The organism is Tetragenococcus halophilus (assembly GCF_001712815.1).
Taxonomy (GTDB): Bacteria; Bacillota; Bacilli; order Lactobacillales; family Enterococcaceae; genus Tetragenococcus; species Tetragenococcus halophilus.
Genome location: NZ_CP012047.1, coordinates 634,395 through 661,228 on the forward strand (window position 1 = coordinate 634,395; position 26,834 = coordinate 661,228).

The following is a 26,834-nucleotide window of genomic DNA, read 5'->3' on the forward strand; positions in this document are numbered from 1 at the left end:
TTACTAAAGAGAGGAAGTAAGCTTTTTGTACGGGGAGACAATAAAAACTATTCGTTTAAACAAGGGGCTACCATTAAAATCAGTGTATATCGACGTTTGTTCAAAGACCAATGCGATTAAATTTGAAAATGGCGAGCGTATTTTAGCTGTCGATAAATTTAACCAAGTGCTTTCTAATCTTATGATCACAATGGATGAATTCCAATGGATAAGAAATGGCTATAAGCCACAAAAAGATGATTATTATAGCTATCGGATCAGTAAAGCTTGGAATGCAAATAATCTAGTAGAATTTGAAGAAAATGTACAGCATGCTGAAGACGACGCCATTGGAATTGAAAGAATACAATTAGCCAGTTACCGTCTTTTAAGAAGTTATAACAATCAATTAGAACCCAATAAGGAAGAATTGGAAAGTGTAGTGAACTATTTCTCTAATTTATCTTCATGGACATTAAGTGATATAAGATTTTTTGCGAATAATTGTTATGTGTTGCCTTATTCCTTAATGATTATTTTATTGCAAGAAGTATTAAAAGCGCAGAATAGGTACACATTTTATCGTAATAGCGATTTTATTTTTGCTATGGCATTAAGTAATTGTATTGATCGTATGATTATAGAAGGGGATGTAACTAACGCAATCAAAAATCTAAGGTTATTGAATAACTTAACTATCGAAATTACGATGGACGGTTTTCGACTTCTAGCAAAATACTATGAAGCAAAGGTTACTTTTTTATATCTAGATGAGATAAAGGGAGAAGAAGAGCTTTTGAATGTATTAACTACAGCTCAATTTCTTGGTAATGGACAATTGGTAGATGAGATAAAAGGACTTATAGATTAAAAAAGAGACTTTGCCAAAGTGTCTAGCTGCTTGGTTAACTATTAGTAGCTTTATTCTACGAGCTTTCAAGCAAATTATTTTATATTTTCTCAAAAAATAAAAAACTAGCATTGGTGCCCAAGAAATGGTTTCTTGCGACCAGTGCTAGAAATGATAAAGCATAAAATGAATTTTCATTTTTCAAGTTTATTTTTTACGATAAATTGTGATTATCTTCTTCTTCACTGATAGAAAAGGAAGGTTCGTTTTGTTTTTTTAACAGCGAATCAGAGAATGTTTACACAAGTGAATTTTCTATGCTGGGTCATTATTTGGCGCATGGCCAAGTTCAGCTTGAATCATCCATATATTTTTTTCGATATCTCTTTTGTAAGCAATAAAGATATCTTGTGTGGAATCATCGCCTTCTTCGCCAGAAATTTCAATTCCCTTTTGATAAAGGTCTGCTAAATAGCGATAGCCAGATACCAAAGTTTCTAATCGTTCGCTCATCGAACGATCCCAAGTACCAACTTCATCTTTGATGCCAGTGTGATCCGCAAATTCTTGTAGGGTGGAATAAGGCGAGCCATCTAAGGCAACCAAACGTTCTGCAATTTCATCTAATTGATCGTTAATTTCATCCATATAATCATCCATCATTGGATGTAATGTTAAGAATTCTGGTCCACGCATGTACCAGTGGGTTTGATGGATAACAGCCGCGAACTGACTTAAATCTGCTACTAATTGGTTTAATGTTTCTTTTGTCTTTTCAAATTTCATTGAAAATGCCTCCTCTTTTTTGTAAATTAAACACACCATCTAATTGATAATAGTTATCAACTATTCTTTACGACTTCCGCCTAACCTGCGATCTATAAATCAAAGAAATATTTCCTAGAATCACGCTCCTTTAATAAAGATAAGAAAGACAGATTATAATTATTATAATCTAATAAATATTTTAAACGATTTTATATAAAATTACAATCCTTTTTTGAAGAATTCATTGACTTATTTATTTAAAAAAATAGCTTTTTCCTCTGTACTTAAAAGCATGTTCATCCTAGTTCATGCGTTAAATTTCTTCTAAACCTTCGTAATCAAGAAGCTGAATGGTTTGTTTTTCTCTTTTAATCAATTGTGCGCGTTCCAAGGATTTTAATTTGCGCGATAATGTTTCCGGGGTGGTTCCAAGAAAAGCAGCCAATTCTTTCATCTTCATAGGAATTTTTACTTGAGAACTTTCTTCAGCTTTCGCTAAATCTAAGAGATAGGTAGCCAGCCGTTCTTCAATTTTTTCCATCGTGAGAAATTGAGTCTGCTCTTCAACTTTGGCATTTTTTTGGGCATTAATGGTTAAAAGTTTTAAACTTAATTGCGGATAATCTGTTAAAAGCGCTTGGAAGTCACTTTGTTTTAATAGACAGACTTCTGTATTTTGCAAAGCTTCACCAAAAAGATTGCTATTCTCAACGCCAAATATGGCATTTTCTCCTTCATAGCCACCAGGTTCCACTACTCGTAGCAATTGTTCTTTGCCGCTGGGGGAAAGCTGATAAACTTTTAAGAGACCTCGGGCGACAATTACAAGCTGTGGATCGTCATAAGGAGAAAGAATGGTTTCTCCTTTTTTAAAGGGAATATGTCGAACAAGCTGGTGAATCTTTTTTTGATCTTCCCAATCCAAATGATTAAATAAGGGAACTAAGGTGACACATAAATGTTCTTTTTGACTCATAATCAACCTCTTTTATTCGTCGTCATCTTCGTCTTCTTCCAAACCTTCAGTGACTTCATGCCCTAAATAACTTTGGATGACAAAGATTTGATGTTTTATCCAAGTATTTAACTTTTTCAAGAAATCTGCGATCCCCCATTTATTTTCATTTTCTGCTAGGGTAATTCCTCGAGTAATGAACAACAGCTGCGTAGCAAAGTCTTGAACAGTTTCCATCAATCGATCATTGACTGGTTCATATTTTAGACGGCCGCTTTCTTCCAACATACTATATTGAGTAAATTCTTCGGTCGTTGTGGGGATCACTTCTCCCTCATCTAACATCAAATGGTTCAATTCGTCAAATAATTGACTTTCCTGGTCGATGATTGTAGAGAATACTTCTTGCACAAAAGTTTGTTCACTGCCTTTTACATAGTAAAGCAGCTGTCTTAACTTGTTTTGTTGGATGACAAGATTGGATAGGATGTGACCGACCAAAGCACCGGCAGTTGGTGTATGATGATCGATTTCACTTTGTTTTAATTCTTCTTGATATTTTTCTTTTGGACTCATTAAGAAAGCTCCTTTGTTTTTGTGTTTTCTACTTTATAGCCGACTTTTTCGATGGTCTTTTTGAGCGCTTCGGCATTTGTGAGAGCTGGATTGATCTCCACTTTGACCTTACTTGCATTGAATAATACCTTCACTTTTTCTACACCGTTTTCCTTTTTCACTGCTTGTTCTATTTTTTGCATACATGAAGGACAAGTTAATGTTCCTAATTGAAGAATGACTTTTTCCATAATAAAATTCCTCCTTTTTTATTTCTATTGCTAGTTTAAAATAGATTGTCAGAGAAAAAATTGATAGCTATCAATTTTTATGCTTTTTTCTTCGTACCGAGTAAGAGCCTCATCCCATTAAAAATGACAATCAAAATACTTAGTTCGTGAACAAACATCCCACTTGCCATATAAATATAGCCGAAAATTAAACCAATAAGCAGCAATAAGACAGTGGCAAGTGCAATCATAATATTTTCTTGCATGTTAAGGGCGATTTTTTTCGTAAGATGGTAAGCTTTGGCGATTCTTTCGAAATTTGATTGTATCAAAACAACATCAGAGGTCTCAATTGCAACTTCTGTTCCGCCGCCCATGGCTATTCCCACATCACTTAAAGCAAGGGAGGGACTATCATTTACGCCATCACCGACAAAAGCAACTTGATGCCCCTCTTTTTGTAACTGACGAATATAATCCGCCTTGTTTTCTGGCAGTAGGTTGCCGTAGACTTTGGTGATCCCTAGCTCTTGGGCAATATTTTCTGCAGTCTCTTGGTTGTCGCCGGTTAACATGATGAGCTCTTTGACGCCCGTTTGTTTTAAATGGGCAAGAGTTTCTTTTGCACCGGGCCGAATTTGATCTTTAATGCCTATTAATAAGGATAGTCGACCATTCATTGCAACCATCACTAAAGAATGTCCCGTAGATTGCAGTTGATGAATGTCTTTTTTGATAGATTTGGAGAGGGGGACATGGTGATCTACCATTAATGACTGGTTTCCAATCAACACCTTCTTATCGGATAAAGTTGCTATAATACCTTGACCTTTAACCACGTTGGTTTGCTCAACAGAAACATAACTAGAAACGTTCGCATAATCGACAATTGCCTGACCTAATGGATGATCGGACTCTCTTTCAATGCTAGCAGTGATTTTTAAGCTTTCAGTGAAATTATCAGTATAATTTTTGACGGCAGCCACACTGGGTTTCCCCATGGTTAAAGTCCCTGTTTTGTCAAAGACAAAAGTATCTACTTTGCTAAATTTGTCGATCACTTCGCCCCCTTTGATTAAAATGCCGCTTTTGGCACCACTTCCAATTCCTGCGACATTTGAAACAGGAACACCGATCACTAAAGCGCCTGGACAACCTAAAACTAAAATGGTGATGGCTAAGCGAACATCTTGAGAAAAAATCCCGACAATAAAAGCTAAGAGTAGGACCGCTGGTGTGTAATATTTGGCAAATTTATCGATAAAACGTTCTGCATTCGATTTACTATCTTGTGCTTCTTCCACTAATTCGATAATCTTTCCAAAAGTAGTATCTTCGCCAACTCTTTTTGTGACAATTTTTAAGGTGCCATTATCTAAAAAAGTTCCAGCAAAAACATCGTCGCCTTTTTCTTTTTTTCTTTGCTGCGATTCACCGGTTACACTGGCTTCATTTAAATAACCCTCGCCTTCATCAATAACACCGTCCACAGGAACTTGAGCGTCTGTTTTTACTAACAAATGATCTCCTTTATCAATATCATCAATGTCAACCGATTCTGTGCGACCATTGTCTGTGATCTTTAGCGCACTTTTAGGGGCCATTTGAGTTAAAGAGTGAATGGCTGTCCGTGTTTTCTCTAGCGTTTTTTGTTCTAAAAAACTACCAAACAAAAACAAAAAGGCGACAATAGCTGACTCATTATATTCACCAATCAATAGTGCGCCTAAAATGGCGACACTCACTAATAAATCGATACTGATAACTTTTACCCTTAATGCTTGATAAGCTTGTAGAAAAATTGGTAGCATACCAATCACAGAAGCAATCAGCATGGCAAGCTGATAACCGAATATCCATGTGAATAAAAATTTTGAAACACCAGCCAAAAGAATCAATAGACCATTAATCAATGTCAAATGATTCTTATGCTGCATAATCCACTGTTGTAGCTTCATTTTTACATCTCCTTTCTTTGAACAACTACAGTGTAGCTAAAAAAAACGAAAAAGAAATTGATGGTTATCAAGAAATGAAACTTTAACACGTATAACAAAAATAATTGCTACAGTCCACTAAGCTGGATATTTATTGCGATCGAGGGAAGGCTTTTGAAAAGCTTACTCACTAATTTATTTATTCTTGCAGTTGTTGTATTAAGCGTTTGTAACTATAAAAACTTTCTTAAAAGTGTGAGATTCACTAGAGTTACACTTTAAATAATTTAAAAAATGAGCATAAGTTGGTCATTTATTCTTTTAATGGTAAACTATTCACATAAAGGAACGGAGGCGATTGTTTAATGAAACAAGCCATAGTATTTTTATTAGATGAATATGCTGATTGGGAACCCTCATATATTGCTAGTATACTTAACAGTGATACAACTTGGAATGTTAAGACGGCTTCAATCAAACCTAAAGTTACTTCCATTGGTGGATTTCAAGTAGATGTAGACTACTTAATAGAAAATATTCCGCAAAACATTGATCTTTTGGTTTTAATAGGTGGTAATTCATGGGAAATTACAAATTCAAGCATAGTAAAACTGGTTACTTATCATTTAAAACAAGGAAATATTGTTAGTGCTATATGCGGGGCAGTAGATTTTCTAGCACAAAATGGCCTTTTAGAGGGATACAAACATACAGGCAACACTCAATTTTTATGGACAGATTTTGAAAGTTATACGAATGCGGCTGATTTTTGTGAAGAGCAAGCGGTAAGGGACCGCAACTTGATCACAGCTAATGGTACTGCGCCGTTAGAATTTAGCCAACTGTGTTTAGAAGCGGTTCGTTTTGATGAACCAAAAGAAATCACGAAGACAATTGATTTATATAAAATGGGCTATTATGGGTATGTTGAAAAATATGGAGATCCGTTCTCGTAGCTTTGCGGTCTGATTAAGACCGTTTTTCTTTATCTTCAGACCTAATTAAACTCATATAGTTCACAAAATAATAAGCGCCCTTTACAAGGATTAGTTATGTTAGAATAATGTTTTTTCCTCCTATGTTATTTACAATCAGAGTGGTCAAATAAACAGGTGCAAAATTTGTGATTGAAAGGAAAAGAAGAATTAGGTATCACAGATATTAAATTGAATTCAGCGTTGCTTGAACTTTTAGTGATGAAAGATGAGTTTCTACCGGCCTATCTTATGGATAAAAAGTATTGGGTTACAATTTTACTGAGTGAAGTAAGTGTTGGTGAACTATTCGCATTAATTGAAGATAGTTTTTATATGATAAAAGTTTAATGAATAGTAAAAGGAAGTTGAACATGTCAAAACAGTCCTAACTTCACTTTTTTGTTGTACATTCCTTTTATTCTTGGTATTCGGGATAAATTTATTTTAAAAGCTTTTGCGAGAAGCTCTTCCTTACTTATTTTTTGGCTCTTTTAATAAACAAATGGGTAAAAAGAGTGATGAATAATAAGCTAGTAGTTAACCCCCATCCGATCGTCAGATTTGTCCTTAATGAAAAGGGTAAAATCAAAATGCCTGAGCCCACGGTGGTGCTTATGGCGATTCCGATATTTTGAATCATCCGTTGTAAAGAACCAACCTCACTTTGCATTTTTTGCGAAGATGACTGCATGATAAGCGCAATATTGGCTGGTTGAAAGGATCCAGCGCCTGCACCGTATATAAATAACAAAGAAGTGACCAAAATTGGTGTCCATAACTGTGAAGTGAGTGCTAACAGTAGGAAGGAAATAAACATCGTCCATAAACCAATTCTGACAAATTGTCGATGCTTTGTTCCATCATTTAGATTGCCGCTGATTTTAGAAAATACAACCAATCCGATAGGCGCTCCTAATACATACAAGCCGGTCTTCCCTGAACTAATGTGTAAAAGTTGTTCGAGTAAAAAAGGCGGTAACAGAAAAATCATTGAAGTCGCAAATCCTAGAAGCGCTGTTTCCAGTAAATCTAAAGCGATTTTACTTTTCCGATAATCTTGTAAATGAAAAAGCGGATTTTTTTGCTTTTTTTCCACTTTAATCAGCATAATGAAAACAATTATTGCACCCAGAATAAAGATTGTTCCTAAGGCTAGTTGACTTGGTTCAACGATGAAATTTAATCCGCTAAGCAACAAAACAATGGCAGTTAAGCATAAACTGGTTCCTTTATAATCGAAAGAATGGATTTTAACTGGGGAGCTTTTGATTTGCTTTAATAAAAAGAGATTAACAAATAAAGTTACTAAAACTAAAGGAATATTGATCCAAAAAATCCATTGCCATGCACCTAAGGATAGAAACATTCCGCCGATAGATGGACCTAAAACAGGACCTAACCCAATGGCAATGCCCAACGTACCTAAGGCTTTATTAAGTTGTTCTTTTTTTACATAAGAAGTAATCAAAGCAGAGGAAGTCGCTTGTAAGGCAGCAGCTCCAATTCCTTGAAAAACTCTAAAAATAATTAGAAAGAGGATATTTGGTGCTAAACCGCATAACAGTGAACTTATGCCAAATAACAAAAAGCCGAAAAATGAAATTTTCAATTTGCCTATTCGATCACTTAGACTGCCTAAAGGCATAATAACGGCGGCTAAGCTGACTGTGTAACCTACAACACTCATTGCAGCAATATTCTCATGCGTGTTAAAAAAATGGGTGAAAAAGGGCAGTGCTACGTTCATAATCCCTGTATCTAAGGTGGATAAAAACATTCCCATACAAGCAACAAAAGTCAGGGCGTGACTGAGTTGTGGCTTTTTGTCATTCATAATTTTCTCATTCATAAAAACATCTCCTTTGCTATTATTTGACTATAACAAAGATATATTTCGTCCTCCGCCGAATGATATAAATGCTATACTTAAAAAAAGACAAGGAGGGAGAGTATGTCTATTTATAAGAACTTTTATAGCACTAGCGCTCTGTTTGGCCATCCGACGCGTATGGCAATACTCGTGGCTTTAAGCGATGGCAAAGCCTTACCTGCAGGTGAAATTGCTAAGATGGTCAAAGTATCTCCCCAAACAACAAGTGAGCACCTAGCAAAATTAATGAAGGCAGGTTTTCTTAACCAACAGAAATCAGGGAAGTATCGTTATTATTATATTGCTAATCCAAAAGTCGCAGAAGTAGTGGAAGGAATGCTTGCGCTTTCCCCTGAGATTGAAGTTTGTTCGATGAGAGATTCTTTAGATAAAAAGGCGCTCTCTTATGCACGAACTTGCTATGGTTATCTAGCAGGAAATCTGGGCATTCAGTTAACCAAGGCGATGATCAATTTAGACTATATTAAGGATTTAGGGAATTCCTCTTTATTAACGCAGAAGGGATATGCGTGGACCCAAGAATTTGGTCTAACATCTACAAAAAAGTTTTTAACACAAACGATTCCTTATCATGTTGACTGGACGGAACGCAAGTTTCATATTGCGGGGCCCTTTGCTTTACAGTTAACGAAAAAATTACTTACTTTGCAATGGTTGGAAGAAGGGACGATTCATCGTTCTGTGAGGGTTACGCCTCAAGGACATCAGGGCTTTGTCGATGAGTTTGGATTTAAGCCTGCAGAAAAAGAATAGGAAAAAATTTGAGCCAATTCTCAGAAGCTAGACTTAAAATCTAACTTTGGAGGTTGGCTCAAATCAACTCGTGTGTTTTTTATTGTTTTTCTTCCAATCGTTCTTTTATAAATTGTTCTTTTTTATTTGTCCAATAGATAGGGTTGAGTTCGTCAGCTGTCTTTCCATCAAGAATTTGATCAAATTGTGTCAGTTTTTCATTTAGAAAATGCAAGCGCGTTTCTGCTACTGACTGAATATCATCAACAAGGCAAAATACAGGCTATCGGCGTAAGTAATTTTTATAGCGATCGACTTGTTGACTTAGCTGAATGCTCTACAGTTACACCTGCGATTAACCAAGTGGAACTACATCTCTTTTACCAACAAAAAGAACTCGAAAAATTAGCCCAATTGGATAGTCATCAAACATTATTTATGGATCATCATAACCCTGAGGTAATAAAAGAATTGACGAAACTTGGCAAAATAGAAACCATGGATAAATAGCAAGTTAAGGGAGACTTCCCAGAATAATTGATACTTCTTTTTCATATTTATTGTAATTGTCAATATCATTCAAGAAAAAAAGCAGTAGCTATGATAATTTAAAAGCGAGGTAGCAAAATCACATGAGTAAAGACTTTCGAGAAATTTATTTTGACAAGCAGTTAAAGCTAGAAGGGTATTATTTTGAAGGTGTCTCTCAAAGTTTTCCGAATCATTTTCATGACTATTATGTCATTGGTTTTGTCGAAAAAGGAAAACGAAATTTAACATGCAATACGTTGGAATATGAGGTAAATCCAGGAGACTTTCTGTTGTTTAATCCTTTTGATAGCCATGGATGTACACAAGTTGAGGCGTTGGATTTAACTTATCGAGCAATAAATGTTTCAATTGAACGTATGAGAGAAATCATCACAACGATAACAGGCAAAGAGGAACTTGTTAAATTTACCAAGCCTATTTTGAAATTACCTAAAATCGATGAACTCTTTTTGCTCTTACATCAATTGATATTGGAAAATAAAGATGATTTGAATAGAGAAGAACTTCTTTATTTTTTTATCGACGCTTTGATCGCCCATGCCGCCGATATTAAAATAGAGGAAATTGCTTTTAGTGAAGCTTCAAAAGAAAATTTGCTTCTTGCTAAAAGCTATTTAGAAAAAAATTTCGCTTCTACTGTGTCATTAGAAGAGTTAAGTAGGCGATGTCATCTTAATAAATACACGCTTATTCGCTATTTTACTAAATATTTTGGTGTTACCCCGTATCAGTATTTACAGACAATTCGAATAAAGGAAGCCAAAGAATTGTTATCTAACGGTAAAGAGTTACTTTCTATTAGTTTAAAAGTGGGTTTTTCTGATCAAAGTCACTTTACTCGTGTATTTAAATCACTCATTGGTATCACTCCGAAACAATACCAAGGTATTTTTAAACAATAGGGAGGAAAGATATGTCAACTGAAAATAAATGCGTTATTTTGATTGATGATGCTTTAAGTTTAGGGCTAGTTGCGAATACTGCAGCCATTTTAGGAATGAGTTTAGGAAAAAAACATCCAGAATTAATAGGTCCTGACACTCTTGATGGCGACCAATTTTTACACTCAGGGATTATCTACATTCCTGTTCCAATTTTAAAATCAAATAGAAAAAACCTTTTTGACTTACGTAATAGACTTTATCAAAAAGATTATCAAAATATTGAAACGGTAGACTTCACTAATCTTGCTCAATCTTGTAAAACCTATGAGGAATATATGGATAGGTTTCAACAAATGAAAGCTACGGATTTACAATACATGGGCATTGGCTTGTATGGGCCTAAAAAAATAATTAATAAATTAACAGGGAACTTATCATTGTTGAAATGATTGGCTATAGCAACCAAAGTTTTTCTATTTAAATTAGTGGAAATTTAAAGGGATAGCTAAAAATAGTAGAGTAACACCTATTGTGATCGAGCTAGAGAATTGTTTATTTGGATAGGATAGAAAAATATATTTTAAATAAAAGGACAAAAAGAAATTTAAAATTCTTTCTGTCCTTTTGTTTTTACCTATTACGATAATGAATTGATTGACTTTAAGTAATCAACTAATTCAATTTTTCCTAGCGGTTGTGCGTGACCTAGCATACAGTAAGTACAATCTGTTTGTTCAATTACCTTTATCAGTGACTTCAATTTTTCTTGATCCATATAGCCGTCGTTTTCAAAATCTTCACTCGTTGCATCGCCTAAAAATAATATTTTTTCTTCAGGAATATAAACCAAAGTACTATCTGATGAATGCGGCGATTCTGTGTGAAATATTTGTGCGGTTAAATTACCAAGTAAAACACTCAATTTATTTTCAAATTGAATATCAGAAGGAACAATTTCAATCGTTTTATCGTCAGAAAATTCTTTTGCAAGAAAGGGATTTTCTAATTTCAATGATTGTACATACTTCTTATCCTGTATCTTTTCTTTTTCGATTTGTAAAAGTTGATTTGTCTTAGTATGAGCAATAGATAGACCATGAATTTGCTGCATGCCAAAGGTATGATCCCAATGCCAATGGGTCATAGCAGTTAGATCAGGCAATTTAAGTTTCTTGGCTTGTAGCGTTTGGTAAAATTCCGCAACATGATCACTGGAATTGCCGGCGTCGATAGCAAGTGATAATTTATCTCCTTGAACATAAGCCAACATTGGACGGTCCGTTTCGGTTTGATGGGGATAGTAGAAGATGCGGTCGGTTAATTGTCGTAATTCCATTTATCATCCCACCTTTCAGGAAGTAGTTTGTTTAGCGATGTTTCTCTCAATGTTGGTAGTAGTATTTTTGTTTCATAATTATTATTATCTAATTGACTAATAAATTCTCTACACCTTCCGCATGGGGGAAGAATACTTCCGTCTTCATAGACAGCAATAAGTTTAGTGATTTGCGTTTTTCCATTTTTTAACATCTCTGCAATCGCTGATTGTTCTGCACATAAACCGATGGAACAAGGCATATCAATACATATGCCCGTATAAATATTTCCATCTATTGATTCTAAAGCACAAGCAACATGACCGGCTGTTCCTAGCTGTCTAAGCTGGATAGGTTTCATTTGATTTAAAGTCATTTCATAAAGTTTTTGATTTTCCATAAATTTATCCTTTCGTCATTCCATATAGTAATATTTTGGTTGTTTGTTGTATAAAATCCTCTTTTTCCACTTTTCCAGAATCAACCATTAAACTGTTTAATAAAGGATCTAAAATAGAAAGGATTTGATGACTCAAAAAAGTTAACGATAAATCTTTTCTAAGAATGCCCTCATTGTTGCCTACAACAAGAATTTTTTCGAATGCTTGTATAATTTCCTCTTGTACAATCGTCATTTCTTTTTGACTTTTTTCTTGAAATAGTACGGCCATATCCGAATAAGTGAGCTTTAAAAATTGATGATAATCGCTTTCTAAAGCAATTCGCACGGCCTGTTGAATTTGCTGTTTAAAAGGCAGATCGGAAAGTGAGATTTTTTGTAAAGAATCTCTTAATTCTTGGAGTTTTGGGTAAATAACAGCAAAAAGTAGATCTTCTTTTGAATCGTAGTGGTTATAAATGGTTCCTTTTGCGATTTCTAATTTTTCAGATATATCACTGATTTTAAAATAGTAATAGCCTTTTTCTTTTAAAATTTTTTCTGCGGTAGTAAGAATTTTTTGATTTCGTAATTGAAACTTTTTTTCTTTTGACATGACATTTCCTTTCAGGTGACTATTTAGTCAAAAATGACCATAAAGTCATTTTAAAAGATAATAATATGTAAGTCAATTGCAGTGGATATATTTTAGATAGTTTATGGGGATTTAAAAATTTCACATAAAAAAAGTGTGCTTTGTATATTTTTTACTCCTACGATATTAGGCAAATCTAAGTTATTAAAAATATAATTCTTAACAAATGTATACAATTAGTGTATTTTTTTATAAAACACTAGTAAGTTCGTATTTTGCTTATACTAATAGAGGAGATTTGAAGATGACGTAAATATTAAAAAAGTTGCTATGGCTTATTTTGAAGCAGTAGAAGCAAAAAGCTATGAAGTAATTATGGACTTGTTTGATGAAAAGTGTGAAGTCTTTTTTCGAATTTTGGTGTTTCTTATGGACGTCAAGCGTTTGAAAAAGTAAACAAACAATTATTTTTTAAAAAAGAAGAATTTATCTTTACTGTACAAGATTATCGCATAGTAGCAGAGGGGGGAGAGTACGGAGAATTAGCAAATGGACAGATCATCAAAGACAATTGCATGTGCAATGTCTTCGAAATTAATCCTGTGACCGGGCTCATTACTCGGATGTATACCTATACTGATCCTAATCATGGATTCAGATAGTAACTCAAAAAGTTTTTGAGTTGAATTGTTTTGGTTAATATTAAAGTACTTTTCAGAGGACAGATGGCTTAAAATGCAACCCTAAATAAATAACTGAAATAATATATGAATTTGTTGCCTTCGTTTTTGAAATGAATTCTTTAATTAATTTTTTAATGCTGCTTATTAAATCAACTGTAAAATTAAAAGCATAGTTTTCTTTTGGTTGAGGTGATAACATGAATAGGGCGATTGTTCAAATTTTAAGAAGGATTAAATATGAATATAAATATATATATATTTATTTATATTTTAAGAATAGTATGCTATAATAAATTTGCGAAAAGATCTTTGCTGCAAGACAGCACAAAAACCAGCCCTATTGCGAGTAGGAGCTGGTTTTTTTTACGTTAGACATGATCACTAACGTGTGCAGTTGGATGGCAACTTGTTGTTAATCGTCTTCTTTGTCCTTCCCTTCCAACCAGTGAGAAAATAGCTCAATGGCTAAACCTACCAAAATAGGTGCAACGATTAACGAAAAGATCTTTGCTAACAAGACAACACCCCCTTCTGAGGCAAGCTGCCAAAAAATATTATAGCATAGTTTATTAAATTTTATTATAGTGTTTTAAAAGAACTTGTTATTAGTTTAACAAGATGAAAGTTAGAAAGAAAAAAATTTTATGTCCTCTTCGTTATGGTAATATTTTTGTTGGTTGTAAAAAAGTGAGAAAAAAGCAAGTAGACTCTCAATATGAACTCCAAAGACAATGACGATCTATGGGGAAATGGGATGAGAGTGAGATAGGTAAAGAAGACTATATTTGATATAAGCCTCTAACCTTTTTGCTAATTTTGTCATTTTGTTACCCATCTAAAAACCTTTCCTTTAGTTACCCTTTTATTTATTCATTAGGTACTTTTTAGGCTTGATAATGCGTACTTATTTTTTATAATCAGTGCGCTTATACTAATATATAAGAAACCAAAATCCATTATGAACAAAAAGAAAAGATCAAGAAGCACAGGATGATAATACTATGGATTTGAAATTAAAAAGGAAATTAGCATTCATTACTGGCTCAACTTCAGGCATTGGGAAATCAATCGCATGATTTCCTGATTTTGATATTTTAATTAACAATTTAGGGAGCTATATGCCTGTAGAATTTTTTAATACCACATGTACTTATTCTCATTATGCAGAAGAAAAAGGTGATTAAGGAAAATAAAATGCTGTTTGTATCGATACAATGAGTATAATTGTAAGAAATGGACTTTTTTGAATAATAAATCATTGACCTTTAAAAGAAACCTTAAATGAGCTTTCATTTATCAATAGGAAATGCGCCAAATCATTTCTTTTTTTCATAAATGCGACGGGGCTGGTTATGAGCATTTACAAGTAGAACACCTAAGATGATGACAATCGCTCCTATAATATGATAGTAATGAAAAGGTTCGTTTAAGATGATGATTCCTGATAAAATAGTAATAAGAATAGCTAAGTTATTAAAGACACTGACTTGAATAACGGGCAATTTTGATACAGCAAAAATAGATAATAAAGAGGTTCCAGCGGTTGATAAGACACCTAAAAATAAAATGGATAACAAATAAGGAAGTTTTGTCATAGAATGGGCGTATTCATTTAATGATCCATTTTGGATGAAGTAGATACTATTAAAGAAGATAAAGCCCACAAAAATAATATATATCGTCACTTGTAGAGGGGACACTTTTTGTGTGACGCTTCTTGACATGATTTGATAAACAGCTGTTGCTAGAATAGATACGACAATCAGTAAATTTCCTATCAGATGAAATTCATAGTTTCCAGAACGGCTCATTAACTGTAAAAAGATAACGCCGGCAATACTTAAAAAAATACCGATTCCTTGTATTTTTTGGATATGTTCTTTTAGAAATAAACTGGCAAGTAACACGGTTATGGCTGGAGCGATCGCTTGGATAATTCCCGCTTCTGTAACAGTCGAATGATCAAGTCCTAGTATCTGGCTGCTAAAAAATATTAACGGATAAAACAAGGAAATGAGAAATACAAGAGCGGTTTCTCTTGGGTTTAACCGCAACGAAACGGGCTTTATTACACAAAATACGAGTACACCCAAAAAAGCAAAAGTAAAACGTTGGGCTAATATGAGTAGCTGTCCTTCGTAAGTTAAAGTGATTTTGACAAACATAAATGACAAACCAATAATAATAGAAAAAATTGTGGCGGCTAATAGGGCATTATTTTTTTTCATAGGCTTCCTCCTTGTGTTTTATCATAAGGAAAATTAAACATGTACAGAAAAATGATTTATCCTGTTGTATCGATACAAACAAATCAACTATCAGTTATCCTAAAGTTGCTTTATGGTAATCTGGAGACAGAAGGAGGGAATCAGGTGTATAAATATCAGTCGATTGCTCATCAGATTTTACATCTTATTGAAGAGGGAGAATATGAAGAACAGATACCACCGGTTAGAAAGTTGATGGAAGTTTTTGGAGCAAGTCAATCGACCGTAACACACGCTTTACAACATTTAGTAACGATGAATCAAGTTTATGCAAAAGCAAATGTGGGTTATTTTGTTCTCTCTAACAATCATAAAGAAGCTACTGTTGAAAATAGCTATGACTTTTCTACTGCCTCTACTTCTTGGACAGATTTCCCTTGGGAAAATTATTCGCAATGTTTAGAAATTGCGATTCAAAATAAAAAGACAGAGCTATTCACTTATGGAGCTATAACTGGTAATGAGGAATTGAAGGATTTGTTTCGGAAATTATTAGAAGAAGATCAAATTTATACTAAAAACGAACGAATCATAATAACCAGTGGTTCCCAGCAAGCTTTGCATATTCTTTCTTTGATCATCATGACTAGAAAAAAATCTATTCTGATAGAACAGCCAACCTATAGTCAGATGGTGCATTTGATTGAACGATTACAATTGAATCATGTCATTTATAGTCGCGATTGGAATAAAATACAAATCAAGGAACTGGAAAAAGTGATCCAAGAAGAACGGCCTGACTTTGTCTATCTGATGCCGCGGTTACATAACCCCCTGGGAACAACAATGACTGAGCAAGAAAAAAAGAGTGTTCTAGCTTTATCAGAAAAATATGACTTTTATATTATCGAAGATGACTACTTAGGAGACTTTGAGGGAGGAAATCGCTATCAAACGCTTTTTGAATTAGACGTTCATCAGCGGGTGATTTATTTAAAGAGTTTTTCCAAAATTATGTTTCCTGGACAACGTCTAGGATTAGCGGTTCTTCCTGAAAGTTTACTTGATGATTTCCAAAGTTTTAAAGAAATTAGTGATATACATACAAATTCTTTAAGCCAGATCATTATGCAAACATTTATCGAAAGTGGTCTCTATGCCCATCATAAACATAAGATTGTATTAAAACATCAACAAAAAGCTGACGCACTTCAAAAAGGATTAAAAAAATATTTTTCGGCTTATTCATTTAATGATAATAACCAAATGCATACAGTCATCAAACTGCCCAAACAAACGAATATGAATAAACTACATCAAGAGTTGGTTCGACGGCGGGTATGGGTTGATAATTATAAGGGCAATTACTTAACTGGCTATACTCAAAATCAAAAGTTTCTGAAATTGAATACCACAAGTCTTCCAGTAGATAAAATCGATGAAGGACTCCAAGAAATTCGCAAGGCGATTAAAGCCAGTAAAACGCTGTAAAAAATTTTTTGCTTAGATAGATTTATTTATAGAAGGTGAAAAAAATACCCCCTCTCTTTCTTTGTTTCAAAAAAGAGAGGGGCATTTTTTGTGTAAATTATCAAAACAAAGTTTAGAAATAGACAGTGAAACTGTGGATAGAAAAAGTATTCTTCTAGAAAAGAGGGCTTAGCCAGTCTGTGTTTCAGGGATTATGATAATGGCTGAAAAGCCGCCTTGTTTGTTTTCTTCAAAAGCGATCGTTCCTTTGTGTACCTCAATGATTTGACGAACGATCCGTAAGCCTAAACCATGAGCTTGTTCAAGCTTAGCGTCTTGGCTTAATAAAGTCGGTGAGGCATGGTTTAGTTCGGTGAGCTGGTTATCACTAACGCCCACCCCATTATCTTCGATCATTATTCGAACATTCTCTTGGTCTTTTTTTACTGCAACATCAATCGTACAGCCGTTGGGATTATGGTCGATGGCATTTTGGACTAGATTTGTGATTGCTCGTTGTAATAATTTTTGATCTGCTTCGATGGTAGATCTATCAAGACCTTCTTCATAATGCCATTTTATAGGATATTTTTCGTCCAGATTGTTATTGATAAACTCGACAATGACTTGTCGCACCAAGGAGAGTATATTCACTTTTGCTAAATGGATCGGCTGCATGCTGTATTCTAATTTTGAAGAAAGATTTAGGTCATCTACCAGCTGCTTGATTTTCTGACTTTGGGTGAGAATAATTTTTGCTTGACCTCTTTCTTGCTTTGAAAGCGACGAACGATCCGTTAGCTGGCTAGCATAACCTACGATCATCGAAAGAGGGGTGCGGATATCATGAGAGATTCCAGCAATCCAATCCGCTCGAGCTGCTTCTTTTTTGCTTAATTGTTTTTCTTGTTCTTCAAGAACTTTTGACGTTTGGTTGATGTTTTCTGCCACTTCTGAAAGGGGCCCTTTTTCACGGACTTTTTCATGCAGTCCTGTCGGTAAGTTTTTGATTCCTTCTACAAGAGGAACCACAGAACGGACCATTCTTCCACTAAACCAAAGATAGATGAACAAGATAACAATGATGTTGACTGTTAAAACCACTAGCAGGATTTGTGGCACATTGGCGATAAATCGATAACTCCAGCTAGGTGTCATCATTTTCCAGTAACTTGTCTTTGGAAAGCCAAGAATTAGCAGATCTTGGTCGACTTCACCGGTATAAGTTGGATACCCTTTGATATATCCTAATGTTAGGTCTGAAATATCAGCTAGAGAATACGTCTGCGGGATGTTTTCCGGAAGATTATCTGTCTGCCACACAACTTTTTGACTTTTTTCGTCTACAATAATTCCCCACACATGATCGGCTTCGATTTTTTCCAAATAGGATTCATCTAATTCATAGTGATTATTAGTTGTTGTAAAGTGATTCGCTATTTTTTGCGTGTATTTGTAAGGAGAGCTGTTATACGAAGCTTCTCCGGAAAACTGTTGATGGAAGATAACGATAGCTAGAATGGCATTTGCTGTGAGTAACAATAGGATGCTTAAAACCAGTAAACCAATAGATCGACTGATAAATTTCGGTACACTTTTCATATCAAGAATCCTCCACAATCAATTTGTAACCTAGTCCTTTAACCGTAATCAGGGAAACAGGATTAGAAGGCTGCTTTTCTATTTTTTGACGAATCCGTCGGATATGTGCCATCAAGGTATTTTCGTAGCCAAAAGGATTTTCGCCCCAAGCAGCTTCACACAAAGCGTCTATCGTGACAATACGCCCAGCATTACGGTACAAAGCTTTAAGCAAGTCATGTTCTTTTGCTGTCAAAAAAAGTGTTTCTTCTTCTTTAATTATCTCGGCACGAGCAAAGTCGATCTGGCAGTTTTTTAATTGCACTAAAGTAGGTTCTTCTTTATAAGTTCTCCTAAGAATAGCTAAAACTCTAAAAACTAATTCTTTGGGTAAAAAAGGCTTTACCAAATAATCATCTGCGCCCAAGCCTAATCCGGTTAGCCGATCTGTATCTTCTCCACGTGCAGTTAAAAAAATAGTCGCAAAATCTGTTGTCTGCTTTAATTCTTTCATTAATGAGAAACCATCGCCATCAGGCAACATGACATCTAAAATCGCTAAATCAGGGGCCGTCTTTTGTACAACTTCGACGGCTTTTTTTACTGTATTGGCCGTGTCAATTTGTTTAAAACCTTCTTCTTTTAAAAATGAAACCACCATTTCTAATAATTCCGGTTCATCATCTACAATCAAAATTCGTTTCTCTTTTAGATAATCTTCGTTCATTTTTCCACCTTCTTTAACGTTACTTTTATTGTAGCTTATTTTCTTTAAAATTTGTTTGATTCAGTGAAAATGTAAGGCAGAAGTAAGGATAAGAGAAGGAGGATGTAAGGTTGATTCAGTAAACTCGAAGTAACAAAGGAGGAATCAAACCATGAATGTAATTGTAACAGAAAATTTAAGTAAAAATTATGCTGATTTTACGGCGGTATCAAAGGTGAATATTCAAGTTCCTAAAGGAAAAGTCTACGGGCTACTAGGGCCCAATGGCGCAGGAAAATCGACGCTAATGAAAATGTTTTTAGGTCTTACCCAACCTAGTGGTGGAGCTTTTACGATAAATCATAAGCAATATCCGCAAAATCGTAATGAGATTTTAAGAGAAGTCGGATCGTTTATCGAGGCGCCTTCTTTTTACGGTAATTTAACCGGAGAAGAAAATTTAGATATTATTCGTCGAATTTTGGGCTTACCCAAGACTTCGATTGAAGAAGCGTTGTCTATTGTAGGATTAGTGAAATGGAAAGATCGACAAGCCAAAAAATATTCTTTAGGAATGAAGCAGCGCCTTGGCTTAGCGATTGCTTTGATTGGTAAACCTGCGATTTTAATTTTAGATGAGCCAACTAATGGCTTGGATCCAGTGGGTGTACATGAAATTCGGACACTCATTCAAACTTTGCCGGAAAAACTACAATGTACAGTTATTCTTTCGTCTCATCTACTCTCAGAAATCGAAAGAGTTGCTGATACGATTGGAATTCTAAACCAGGGAAACTTGTTATTTGAAGGCAGCATTGATGAATTAAAAACGAACTTTCATCCATCGGATCGAACAGACGGTAACTTAGAAGATACTTTCTTGCAGTTAATTCAAGAAGATAATATCCGAAGGGGGATTAAGGCATGAACTGTTTCTTAGAATTCAAGAAAATCAAGCGAACCGGATTATTGCTAGCGTTTGTCTTAGGTGGGCTTCTCGCAGCTGCAATCCCTATCTTAAGGCTGATACTCTCAGATCAGAACTTGCCAAATGTTGAACCTATGGAAAAATTACTGACAGAGAATTGGCAGATGCTGGCGATGTTAAACTCCTTCTTGATCATCACAGGGGCTTGCTTACTTTATTCTATAGAATACTCGGAACATGCTTTGGAAAAGATGAAAACTTTACCTATTAAAGAGAGCAGCTTGTTTTTTAATAAAGCCTTATTACTAGCTTTCTTGTCAACCATTGTTCTTTTTTTAGAGATGATTGCCATCATAGTCGCTACTTATCAATGGTTTGACTTTTATGAGAATTTTGGAATAGGACTTATGAAAAATTTTGGCTATCTTTTCTTCATGCACTTGCCAGCAGTTTTTCTTGCTTTGGTTATTGCGTCATTATTCGAGAATATTTGGGTGAGCCTTGGAATCAATGTAACTGCGGTCTTTTTAGCGACTATGATTTATCAAAAAAGCTTCGAACTTTCCTTATTTCCATTTGCTTTACCTTTTCAAACATTATTTGAGACCGATCAAGAAATGTATAAAATTATCGCAGCGATTGTGGAAGTTTTGGTTTTGTCATTCATCGAAGTACTAATTATAACGTTTAGGAGGAGAACAAGATGAACATGCTGACACTTATAGGAGTGGAATTCAAAAAAATTAAGCGTTCTAAGATTCTTTGGTCCAAAGTCAAGCAAAGGTGAGTCCACAAACAGTTATTACGATACCTTATTAATCATTTAAACTTATTTATTGCTAACTCAGAATTTGTTTATTACAATCGCCTAATTAACTATGAATATAAGTGAATTATTAGGGATTGTCAAAAGGAGTGTTTTGCTGGAAGACAGTTTTATTTACGATAACAAAATATCATGTTATATTTATTCTATTGCTTTCAGTTACTGTATGCTTAGTTCATGTAACTTTTATTTGTTGATAATCAACAAATAATAAATTTGAAAAGAAAAGCGTTTTTTTACCGACCTTTTCACTACAAAATTATAAAAAAGTTTTGTAAAATATATAAGTATACACTTGCAGAACAAGAATACAAATTTTAAAGGTGGAGTGTTTTTAATGTTAGAAGAGAAAACGTATGATAAGCTTTTAGGTCATGCTTTTGATATTCCAGTAAAGGTAGAGTACTGGGACGGAACAAGCGAAGTTTATGGCGAAGGCACGCCTGAAACTGTGATCCAATTAAAAAAGGCGATCTCTATTAAAGAGCTAACTTCACTTCCTACATTAACTTTAGGTGAAGCGTACATGAACGGCGATATTGAGGTAAAGGGTGATCTACAAGAACTTGTTGCTTCTGCTTATCGAAGCGTAAACAGCTTTGTAACAGATAACAGTGGATTTTTGAAGTTTTTACCTAAAATTTCTCATTCAGAAAAAAATTCCAAAGAAGATGTGCAAAGCCATTATGATATCGGTAATGATTTCTATCGTCTGTGGTTAGATAAAACGATGACTTATTCTTGTGCTTACTTTAAAGATGAAAATGATACGCTTGAACAAGCACAAAAAAATAAAGTGCGTCATGTTTTAACAAAATTAAACCCGGAACGCGGAAAAACTTTAGTAGATATTGGTTGTGGCTGGGGCTCTGTACTTTTTATGGCAGCTGAAGAATTTGGACTTAAAGCTACTGGGATTACCTTAAGTCAAGAACAGTACGACCAAGTGAAAGAAGAAATTAAAACTAGAGGCCTAGAAGGTCAAGTGGACGTTTATTTAGAAGATTATCGTGAAGTTGAAGAAAAATTTGACTACGCAACATCTATTGGTATGTTTGAACACGTGGGTAAAGAAAATCTTCCAAAATATTTTGAACAAGTACAAAAACTACTTGTTCCTAATGGCCGTGCGTTGATTCATGGGATTACTGGTCAGCATGAGGGCGTAGGTAGCGATCCATTTCTTTCTAAATATATCTTTCCAGGTGGATATATTCCAAATGTTGCCGAAAACTTGACAAATATTATGAACGCAGGTTTACAATTGACAGATCTTGAACCATTAAGACGTCATTATCAAAAAACACTTGAAATTTGGTATCAAAATTATTTAGAACATATTGATACGGTTGTTGATCGATATGGTGAACCATTCTCACGTATGTGGTCATTGTATTTGCAAGCTTGTGCAGCTTCTTTTGAAGCAGGCAATATTGATGTTATGCAATACCTACTAGTCAATGGTACGAGCGGCTATGGTCTACCAATGACGAGGGATTATATGTATGAAAATTCCTAAGTAGAAATAAGAAAAAGATGGTCTAAAGGTTTATTTGTTTTTGCTTTTGGATAACGTTTTTCCTCGCTTACTTCTTTACTTCGCATGCTTCTTCCCTCCATAAATTAGGATTTCCATTTTTTATTGTCCTATTTATGGTGAGCATACCATCAATTCTTTTATTCATTGAGTAAAAGTTGAATAGGTCTTTGGATTTCTTTATTCATTATTCATCAATTGAATAAAACTTTGGCGTACCTTTGTTCAATAATGGAGAGCAGAACTGTACACAAAAAGTAGCTAGGCAAAATAAATTGTCTAGCTACTTTTTTATAGGTCAAGTTGCATATAAATAGAATTTTCGATTGGATTATCATTATAGTTTTCTATTTCATAGAAACCATGTTTTTTATAATTTACAACAGCTGCTTTTAAAGAAGGCAGCGTGTCTAAAAGGATATGCTTGTAACCGATTTGGCGTGCATCTTCAATAATTTTTTCAATTAAATGCGCGCCTACGTGTTTTCTCCTAAAAACAGGACGCACATACAATCGTTTCATTTCACAATAATGGTTATCCAGCTTTTTTAATCCTATACAGCCAGCTAGTTTACTGTCATAGTAAGCCAAATATAAACGACCTTCTGGTAAGCCATATATTCTTTCCAAATTTTCTAGTTCTCCACTATAATTTTGGATTGTTAGATAGTTTTTCATTTCTTCATTTTGTGTTACCAACATATGAGTATATTCGCTAAATAACTTGTTTATTTCGTAGGGATATTCGTATGCAGGTATGAGTTTAATTGCTATTTTCGTCACCTCCACTACCGTAAACGTTACTCGTTAAATGCATCTAAATAACAAACTGTCCCTTCTACATTTTTTAAGCTGGCCGGATATAATTCTTTAACAAAATAGGCATCATCAGGAACAGGGAAAGGTGCTTGTATATTAAAATGACTGGCTAATTGATAACCAAATTTTGAATAATATGCAGGATGACCTAAGATACTGATAAAAGGGTAATTTTCCTTTTTAGCTCGTATTTCTAGTTCTTCTAACAGCATAGCGCCAATTCCTTGCTTTTGCATTTCTGGTAGAACAGCAAGTGGTGCTAGGCAGAGCCCTGTACTAAGCAGGATGCTATCTTCGTAAACGCCTACTTCACTTAAAAGTCCATAGCCGACAATAGTATTATCTTTTAAAGCAACTATTTCGAGATAATTTTGGTAAGTGGCATCTTTTCGTAAATTAGCAGCTAGTTCTGCTTCGTTTCCGTAACCTTCTTCAGTATTCGTAAATGCTTTGCGAATTAAGCTGTCTACAGTTTGGTAATCTGTGGGTTCAATTGTTTTTAATGTAACCATTATTTACTCCTTTATCTAACAACCTTTTGTTCATTTTACTTATTCATTCTACTAATTCTTGCCAAAAAAATAAAGCTATACAACGGTATTTTGCTTATATTTATTCTTTGTGTTAAGTTGAATAGTATGTGAACGCGAAAAAGGTGCATTATTGTGGCGCTGCAAATTTGAAACTTTCAAAACTTTTAAAATTATACCAAGTAATATAAAAGGTTTATGTTGCTTAGTTGATGGAGGTGGTGAAAGCAAAAATTCGGATCCACTAAGAATAAGAATGGCTTCAGTAAGACAATTATTTTTGAAAGTTTTGTTATCGCTAACACAAGGGGGTTATGATGTTAAACCCGATGGATCTGATGATAAAGAAGTCCTAAAAATGTAAGACTCGATTTAAATCTATCTAAAAGGGTAGTAACAAATAATAGTATGGAAAGGTGTTGCGTTTTGTGAATAAATTAAAAACTTTGTTGATATTGGGAGTATCTTCTGTTTTTTTACTTGCTGCTTGTGATAATGGAGAGACAGAAAATTCTACTGAGGCTCAAGATGATATTAACTATAGTGAGGAAGTGGATTATACAATTACAGGGATTGAACCTGGAGCAGGTATTACGGAAGTTTCTTATGATACAATCGATAGTTATGATAATCTTGCTGGATGGAATCTTGAAGAAAGTTCAACCGCAGGAATGCTTGCACAATTAGATGATGCAATAAAAAATGAAGAACCCATCGTTTTTACCGGCTGGGTGCCCCATCATATGTTTATCGAATATGATTTAAAAATGTTGGATGACCCGCAAAATACCATGGGAGATTCTGAAGCGGCTCATACGATTACACGTTTAGGTTTAGAAGAGGATATGCCCAGTGCTTATGAAATACTCGATGCCTTTAATTGGGAATTGGATGATGTGGAAGAAATAATGTATGAAGCAGAAAACTCGGATGTCGAAACAGCTGCTTCTGATTGGATGGAAGATAATCAAGATAAAGTGGCAGAGTGGACTGAGAATGTAGAAGAAGTAAATGGTGAAGAAATTGAACTTGTTACTATGCCTTGGGAAGCAGAGCAAGCATCTGCAGCCGTGATGGAACAAGTATTAAGTGATTACGGCTATGATGTTACAGTTACGGAAGTAGATCCCGCTATTTTATTCGAAAGTATCGCTGGTGATAGTGCAGATGCAAGTGTTGCTCCAGCGTTGCCAGTGACACAAGGCCACTTGTATGATAAACACGAAGACGAAGTTGTTGATTTGGGTTCAAATTTAGAAGGATTACAAAACGGTTTTGTGGTTCCTGAATATATGGATATTGATTCTATTGAAGATCTGGAACCGAAAGAATAGTTCTGCTAAGACAATCTATAAAAGAATAAAGTTGTTATAAATGGGGGGACAATAAAACGAAAGGTCTTTTTTGTTCCCTTGATTCTGTTAAATTAGCAAAGCCTATAACTTGCCGTTTAAAAAGTAATTTGTTATATTATCAATGTAGAGATTCCGACATAGCTCAATCGCATGCCAGAATTAATTATTCAGTAAAGGAGAGAAAAGCAATGGAAATGAAAGAAGTCATTTAATTCTAAACTGTTTTACTCCTGTTTCTTGTTTTTTATTGAAGATGATTAGACTCCTATCATTCCGGCATAGCTCAGTTGGTAGTAGCGCATGACTGTTAATCATGATGTCGTAGGTTCGAGTCCTACTGCCGGAGTATTTAACAAACAGTGCCCAGAATTTTGGACGCTGTTTTTTTTTTAGGTTTTATTTAATTCGTCGTTAAAATTTTTGATGTTTTTTCATAAAAATGCAATTAAATTGCAATAATCTTCAGGTATAATACAAATATAATGGCAAATAGTTTGTAGAGAAGTTGGTGATTGAGTTATATGGCAGAGAAAAAACGGGATCCTTATTTTGATAATGCCAAATTTTTATTAATGATCTTAGTGGTTTTTGGACATATGATGCAACCTTTTATTGAAAATGAACAATGGAATCATGATTTGTATTATACGATTTTTGCTTTTCATATGCCAGCTTTTATTTTTATTTCAGGTTTTTTTGCAAAATCATTTGACCCACAAAAAAAAGCGCCTGTAGCAACGAATTTTCAAAAGTTTATTGTACCTTATATATTCTTTCAATGGTTATATTCGCTTTTTAATCGTTTATCAGGAGCAGAGGAACACTTTACTTTTCAACTTGACGTTCCCAATTGGTCACTGTGGTTTTTGATCAGTTCTTTTTTTTGGCAGATTTCTTTGTATTTTTTCAGAAGAATACGTCCAACAGCTGGTATCACTATCAGCATATTAATTAGTTTACTTGTCGGCTATACACCATTTATTGGCCGAGAGCTGACTTTACAGCGTACAGCTGTTTTCTTGCCGTTTTTTATTATTGGTTATTATCTTCCTAAAGGTTTTTTCGATTGGTTTAAAAACTTTAAGTATAAAAAGCTATTTGCAGTTGGTTTTGTTGTTATTTATGCTTTAGTGAACTACTTGAATGAAGTAAATAAATATATGTTCTTTGGTTCAAAGCCTTACGATGACTTCTTGAATTTCCCAGAATGGGGATTTTTAGTACGTATTGTTACCTTTATGTTGGCAATTATAGGTATGCTAGCTTTCTTCTCTTTGGTACCGACTAGAGAAACTAGTTACACTAAAGAAGGGAAATATACATTAATTGCTTATCTTTTACATGGTTTCTTTATAAGAGGAATGCGTGCTTTTGATTTAGAAAATATCCATTTAGGTTTTCCTGGTTTTATCGTATTAGCTCTAGCCAGCATTTTGCTGACGACTGTGCTTGCAAGCGAACCTGTAGGAAAAGTTTATAATAAAATTGAACGTTACTTTTTGGGAAATAAGAATAAGAACAAACCAACTTACAACGAGTCGTAGTTGTCTTTACTAAAGGGAAAGAGTAGAATAGATAAGTAAGTTTTAAAA

At 34.5% G+C, this 26,834-nt stretch carries 28 protein-coding genes and 1 tRNA gene; 14 read left to right on the forward strand and 15 right to left on the reverse strand.

The window, feature by feature from the left end; all coding sequences use genetic code 11:
• The first annotated feature begins 25 nt into the window (after window positions 1-25).
• Complete coding sequence (locus AC806_RS02955; RefSeq protein ID WP_061840854.1) at window positions 26-850, forward strand: Rgg family transcriptional regulator; 825 nt, start codon at window positions 26-28, stop codon at window positions 848-850.
• A 294-nt stretch (window positions 851-1,144) separates the two neighbouring features.
• Here the strand turns inward: AC806_RS02955 and AC806_RS02960 are convergent, their stop codons facing one another.
• The 5 genes from AC806_RS02960 to AC806_RS02980 form a co-directional block, all read right to left on the reverse strand.
• Window positions 1,145-1,615 (reverse strand): Dps family protein, encoded by a 471-nt coding sequence (locus AC806_RS02960; RefSeq protein WP_061840855.1) that lies wholly within the window; start codon window positions 1,613-1,615, stop codon window positions 1,145-1,147.
• Between the two features lie 295 nt (window positions 1,616-1,910).
• The gene (locus AC806_RS02965; RefSeq protein WP_061840856.1) at window positions 1,911-2,573 is read right to left on the reverse strand and encodes a Crp/Fnr family transcriptional regulator; all 663 of its coding nucleotides are present in this window, start codon (window positions 2,571-2,573) and stop codon (window positions 1,911-1,913) included.
• A gap of 12 nt (window positions 2,574-2,585) precedes the next feature.
• Window positions 2,586-3,128, reverse strand: coding sequence for a ferritin-like domain-containing protein (locus AC806_RS02970; RefSeq protein ID WP_061840857.1), 543 nt, complete (start codon window positions 3,126-3,128; stop codon window positions 2,586-2,588).
• Window positions 3,128-3,358 (reverse strand): heavy-metal-associated domain-containing protein, encoded by a 231-nt coding sequence (locus AC806_RS02975; protein ID WP_061840858.1) that lies wholly within the window; start codon window positions 3,356-3,358, stop codon window positions 3,128-3,130. Before AC806_RS02975 ends, AC806_RS02970 begins: the two co-directional genes overlap by 1 nt.
• Window positions 3,359-3,435: 77 nt before the next feature.
• Window positions 3,436-5,295 carry a heavy metal translocating P-type ATPase gene (locus tag AC806_RS02980; protein WP_061840859.1) on the reverse strand — a complete coding sequence of 620 codons (1,860 nt, stop codon included), beginning with the start codon at window positions 5,293-5,295 and terminating at the stop codon, window positions 3,436-3,438.
• A gap of 344 nt (window positions 5,296-5,639) precedes the next feature.
• On the opposite strand from AC806_RS02980, the gene AC806_RS02985 reads away from it, so the two are divergent.
• Together AC806_RS02985 and AC806_RS02990 are read left to right on the forward strand one after the other, a co-directional pair.
• Window positions 5,640-6,230, forward strand: coding sequence for a type 1 glutamine amidotransferase family protein (locus tag AC806_RS02985; RefSeq protein ID WP_061840860.1), 591 nt, complete (start codon window positions 5,640-5,642; stop codon window positions 6,228-6,230).
• Between the two features lie 171 nt (window positions 6,231-6,401).
• Window positions 6,402-6,599, forward strand: coding sequence for an MmcQ/YjbR family DNA-binding protein (locus AC806_RS02990; protein ID WP_061840861.1), 198 nt, complete (start codon window positions 6,402-6,404; stop codon window positions 6,597-6,599).
• A 127-nt stretch (window positions 6,600-6,726) separates the two neighbouring features.
• Here the strand turns inward: AC806_RS02990 and AC806_RS02995 are convergent, their stop codons facing one another.
• On the reverse strand, window positions 6,727-8,100 hold the full coding sequence (locus AC806_RS02995; RefSeq protein WP_061840862.1) for an MFS transporter: 1,374 nt from the start codon (window positions 8,098-8,100) through the stop codon (window positions 6,727-6,729).
• Window positions 8,101-8,202: 102 nt separating this feature from the next.
• Between AC806_RS02995 and AC806_RS03000 the strand changes: the two genes are divergently transcribed.
• The 4 genes from AC806_RS03000 (at window position 8,203) to AC806_RS03015 (ending at window position 10,759) form a co-directional block, all read left to right on the forward strand.
• Complete coding sequence (locus tag AC806_RS03000) at window positions 8,203-8,895, forward strand: ArsR/SmtB family transcription factor (protein WP_061840863.1); 693 nt, start codon at window positions 8,203-8,205, stop codon at window positions 8,893-8,895.
• A 186-nt stretch (window positions 8,896-9,081) separates the two neighbouring features.
• The gene (locus tag AC806_RS03005; RefSeq protein WP_061840864.1) at window positions 9,082-9,384 is read left to right on the forward strand and encodes an aldo/keto reductase; all 303 of its coding nucleotides are present in this window, start codon (window positions 9,082-9,084) and stop codon (window positions 9,382-9,384) included.
• Window positions 9,385-9,506: 122 nt separating this feature from the next.
• Window positions 9,507-10,328 carry an AraC family transcriptional regulator gene (locus AC806_RS03010; protein ID WP_061840865.1) on the forward strand — a complete coding sequence of 274 codons (822 nt, stop codon included), beginning with the start codon at window positions 9,507-9,509 and terminating at the stop codon, window positions 10,326-10,328.
• An 11-nt stretch (window positions 10,329-10,339) separates the two neighbouring features.
• Complete coding sequence (locus AC806_RS03015; protein WP_061840866.1) at window positions 10,340-10,759, forward strand: DUF2000 domain-containing protein; 420 nt, start codon at window positions 10,340-10,342, stop codon at window positions 10,757-10,759.
• 188 nt (window positions 10,760-10,947) lie between these two features.
• Here the strand turns inward: AC806_RS03015 and AC806_RS03020 are convergent, their stop codons facing one another.
• From AC806_RS03020 to AC806_RS03035, 5 genes are all read right to left on the reverse strand, one after another.
• Window positions 10,948-11,646 (reverse strand): MBL fold metallo-hydrolase, encoded by a 699-nt coding sequence (locus tag AC806_RS03020; RefSeq protein ID WP_061840867.1) that lies wholly within the window; start codon window positions 11,644-11,646, stop codon window positions 10,948-10,950.
• Window positions 11,628-12,026, reverse strand: a complete 399-nt coding sequence (locus AC806_RS03025) for a cytidine deaminase family protein (protein WP_069028744.1) — start codon at window positions 12,024-12,026, stop codon at window positions 11,628-11,630. Before AC806_RS03025 ends, AC806_RS03020 begins: the two co-directional genes overlap by 19 nt.
• 4 nt (window positions 12,027-12,030) lie before the next feature.
• Window positions 12,031-12,621, reverse strand: coding sequence for a TetR/AcrR family transcriptional regulator (locus AC806_RS03030; RefSeq protein WP_061840869.1), 591 nt, complete (start codon window positions 12,619-12,621; stop codon window positions 12,031-12,033).
• A gap of 1,074 nt (window positions 12,622-13,695) precedes the next feature.
• Entirely contained in the window at window positions 13,696-13,800 is a 105-nt protein-coding gene (locus AC806_RS11845; RefSeq protein WP_128973736.1) for a type I toxin-antitoxin system Fst family toxin, read from the reverse strand.
• A 799-nt stretch (window positions 13,801-14,599) separates the two neighbouring features.
• Window positions 14,600-15,511, reverse strand: coding sequence for a DMT family transporter (locus tag AC806_RS03035; RefSeq protein ID WP_069028745.1), 912 nt, complete (start codon window positions 15,509-15,511; stop codon window positions 14,600-14,602).
• Window positions 15,512-15,655: 144 nt separating this feature from the next.
• Between AC806_RS03035 and AC806_RS03040 the strand changes: the two genes are divergently transcribed.
• Window positions 15,656-16,981 carry an aminotransferase-like domain-containing protein gene (locus AC806_RS03040; protein ID WP_069029373.1) on the forward strand — a complete coding sequence of 442 codons (1,326 nt, stop codon included), beginning with the start codon at window positions 15,656-15,658 and terminating at the stop codon, window positions 16,979-16,981.
• A 168-nt stretch (window positions 16,982-17,149) separates the two neighbouring features.
• On the opposite strand, the gene AC806_RS03045 is transcribed toward AC806_RS03040, so the two are convergent.
• Both AC806_RS03045 and AC806_RS03050 read right to left on the reverse strand, forming a co-directional pair.
• Window positions 17,150-18,562, reverse strand: coding sequence for a sensor histidine kinase (locus AC806_RS03045; protein ID WP_061840872.1), 1,413 nt, complete (start codon window positions 18,560-18,562; stop codon window positions 17,150-17,152).
• Window position 18,563: 1 nt separating this feature from the next.
• Window positions 18,564-19,268, reverse strand: a complete 705-nt coding sequence (locus AC806_RS03050; RefSeq protein ID WP_061840873.1) for a response regulator transcription factor — start codon at window positions 19,266-19,268, stop codon at window positions 18,564-18,566.
• Window positions 19,269-19,419: 151 nt separating this feature from the next.
• Between AC806_RS03050 and AC806_RS03055 the strand changes: the two genes are divergently transcribed.
• The 3 genes from AC806_RS03055 to AC806_RS03065 all read left to right on the forward strand — a co-directional run bounded on the left by AC806_RS03055 (window position 19,420) and on the right by AC806_RS03065 (window position 22,520).
• Entirely contained in the window at window positions 19,420-20,175 is a 756-nt protein-coding gene (locus tag AC806_RS03055; RefSeq protein WP_061840874.1) for an ABC transporter ATP-binding protein, read from the forward strand.
• A complete protein-coding gene (locus AC806_RS03060; protein ID WP_061840875.1) occupies window positions 20,172-20,882 on the forward strand; it encodes an ABC transporter permease in 711 nt (236 codons plus the stop codon). The genes AC806_RS03055 and AC806_RS03060 overlap by 4 nt, the downstream gene beginning before the upstream one ends.
• A gap of 456 nt (window positions 20,883-21,338) precedes the next feature.
• The gene (locus AC806_RS03065) at window positions 21,339-22,520 is read left to right on the forward strand and encodes an SAM-dependent methyltransferase (protein WP_069028746.1); all 1,182 of its coding nucleotides are present in this window, start codon (window positions 21,339-21,341) and stop codon (window positions 22,518-22,520) included.
• Between the two features lie 309 nt (window positions 22,521-22,829).
• On the opposite strand, the gene AC806_RS03070 is transcribed toward AC806_RS03065, so the two are convergent.
• A complete protein-coding gene (locus AC806_RS03070; protein WP_231960506.1) occupies window positions 22,830-23,240 on the reverse strand; it encodes a GNAT family N-acetyltransferase in 411 nt (136 codons plus the stop codon).
• Between the two features lie 98 nt (window positions 23,241-23,338).
• The gene (locus AC806_RS03075) at window positions 23,339-23,869 is read right to left on the reverse strand and encodes a GNAT family N-acetyltransferase (protein WP_069028747.1); all 531 of its coding nucleotides are present in this window, start codon (window positions 23,867-23,869) and stop codon (window positions 23,339-23,341) included.
• 446 nt (window positions 23,870-24,315) lie between these two features.
• On the opposite strand from AC806_RS03075, the gene AC806_RS03085 reads away from it, so the two are divergent.
• From AC806_RS03085 to AC806_RS03095, 3 genes are all read left to right on the forward strand, one after another.
• A complete protein-coding gene (locus tag AC806_RS03085) occupies window positions 24,316-25,221 on the forward strand; it encodes a glycine betaine ABC transporter substrate-binding protein (protein ID WP_061840894.1) in 906 nt (301 codons plus the stop codon).
• A 293-nt stretch (window positions 25,222-25,514) separates the two neighbouring features.
• Window positions 25,515-25,588 (forward strand) — tRNA-Asn (locus tag AC806_RS03090).
• A 175-nt stretch (window positions 25,589-25,763) separates the two neighbouring features.
• Window positions 25,764-26,786 (forward strand): acyltransferase family protein, encoded by a 1,023-nt coding sequence (locus tag AC806_RS03095; RefSeq protein WP_061841433.1) that lies wholly within the window; start codon window positions 25,764-25,766, stop codon window positions 26,784-26,786.
• Window positions 26,787-26,834: the final 48 nt, after the last annotated feature.

Bases quoted from the DNA above. Each gene is read 5' to 3' on its own strand.
- AC806_RS02960 (WP_061840855.1), bottom strand. From the start codon at position 1,615: ATGAAATTTGAAAAGACAAAAGAAACATTAAACCAATTAGTAGCAGAT.
- AC806_RS02965 (WP_061840856.1), bottom strand. From the start codon at position 2,573: ATGAGTCAAAAAGAACATTTATGTGTCACCTTAGTTCCCTTATTTAAT.
- AC806_RS02970 (WP_061840857.1), bottom strand. From the start codon at position 3,128: ATGAGTCCAAAAGAAAAATATCAAGAAGAATTAAAACAAAGTGAAATC.
- AC806_RS02975 (WP_061840858.1), bottom strand. From the start codon at position 3,358: ATGGAAAAAGTCATTCTTCAATTAGGAACATTAACTTGTCCTTCATGT.
- AC806_RS02980 (WP_061840859.1), bottom strand. From the start codon at position 5,295: ATGAAGCTACAACAGTGGATTATGCAGCATAAGAATCATTTGACATTG.
- AC806_RS02985 (WP_061840860.1), top strand. From the start codon at position 5,640: ATGAAACAAGCCATAGTATTTTTATTAGATGAATATGCTGATTGGGAA.
- AC806_RS02995 (WP_061840862.1), bottom strand. From the start codon at position 8,100: ATGAATGAGAAAATTATGAATGACAAAAAGCCACAACTCAGTCACGCC.
- AC806_RS03000 (WP_061840863.1), top strand. From the start codon at position 8,203: ATGTCTATTTATAAGAACTTTTATAGCACTAGCGCTCTGTTTGGCCAT.
- AC806_RS03010 (WP_061840865.1), top strand. From the start codon at position 9,507: ATGAGTAAAGACTTTCGAGAAATTTATTTTGACAAGCAGTTAAAGCTA.
- AC806_RS03015 (WP_061840866.1), top strand. From the start codon at position 10,340: ATGTCAACTGAAAATAAATGCGTTATTTTGATTGATGATGCTTTAAGT.
- AC806_RS03020 (WP_061840867.1), bottom strand. From the start codon at position 11,646: ATGGAATTACGACAATTAACCGACCGCATCTTCTACTATCCCCATCAA.
- AC806_RS03025 (WP_069028744.1), bottom strand. From the start codon at position 12,026: ATGGAAAATCAAAAACTTTATGAAATGACTTTAAATCAAATGAAACCT.
- AC806_RS03030 (WP_061840869.1), bottom strand. From the start codon at position 12,621: ATGTCAAAAGAAAAAAAGTTTCAATTACGAAATCAAAAAATTCTTACT.
- AC806_RS03035 (WP_069028745.1), bottom strand. From the start codon at position 15,511: ATGAAAAAAAATAATGCCCTATTAGCCGCCACAATTTTTTCTATTATT.
- AC806_RS03045 (WP_061840872.1), bottom strand. From the start codon at position 18,562: ATGAAAAGTGTACCGAAATTTATCAGTCGATCTATTGGTTTACTGGTT.
- AC806_RS03050 (WP_061840873.1), bottom strand. From the start codon at position 19,268: ATGAACGAAGATTATCTAAAAGAGAAACGAATTTTGATTGTAGATGAT.
- AC806_RS03055 (WP_061840874.1), top strand. From the start codon at position 19,420: ATGAATGTAATTGTAACAGAAAATTTAAGTAAAAATTATGCTGATTTT.
- AC806_RS03060 (WP_061840875.1), top strand. From the start codon at position 20,172: ATGAACTGTTTCTTAGAATTCAAGAAAATCAAGCGAACCGGATTATTG.
- AC806_RS03065 (WP_069028746.1), top strand. From the start codon at position 21,339: ATGTTAGAAGAGAAAACGTATGATAAGCTTTTAGGTCATGCTTTTGAT.
- AC806_RS03070 (WP_231960506.1), bottom strand. From the start codon at position 23,240: ATGTTGGTAACACAAAATGAAGAAATGAAAAACTATCTAACAATCCAA.
- AC806_RS03075 (WP_069028747.1), bottom strand. From the start codon at position 23,869: ATGGTTACATTAAAAACAATTGAACCCACAGATTACCAAACTGTAGAC.
- AC806_RS03095 (WP_061841433.1), top strand. From the start codon at position 25,764: ATGGCAGAGAAAAAACGGGATCCTTATTTTGATAATGCCAAATTTTTA.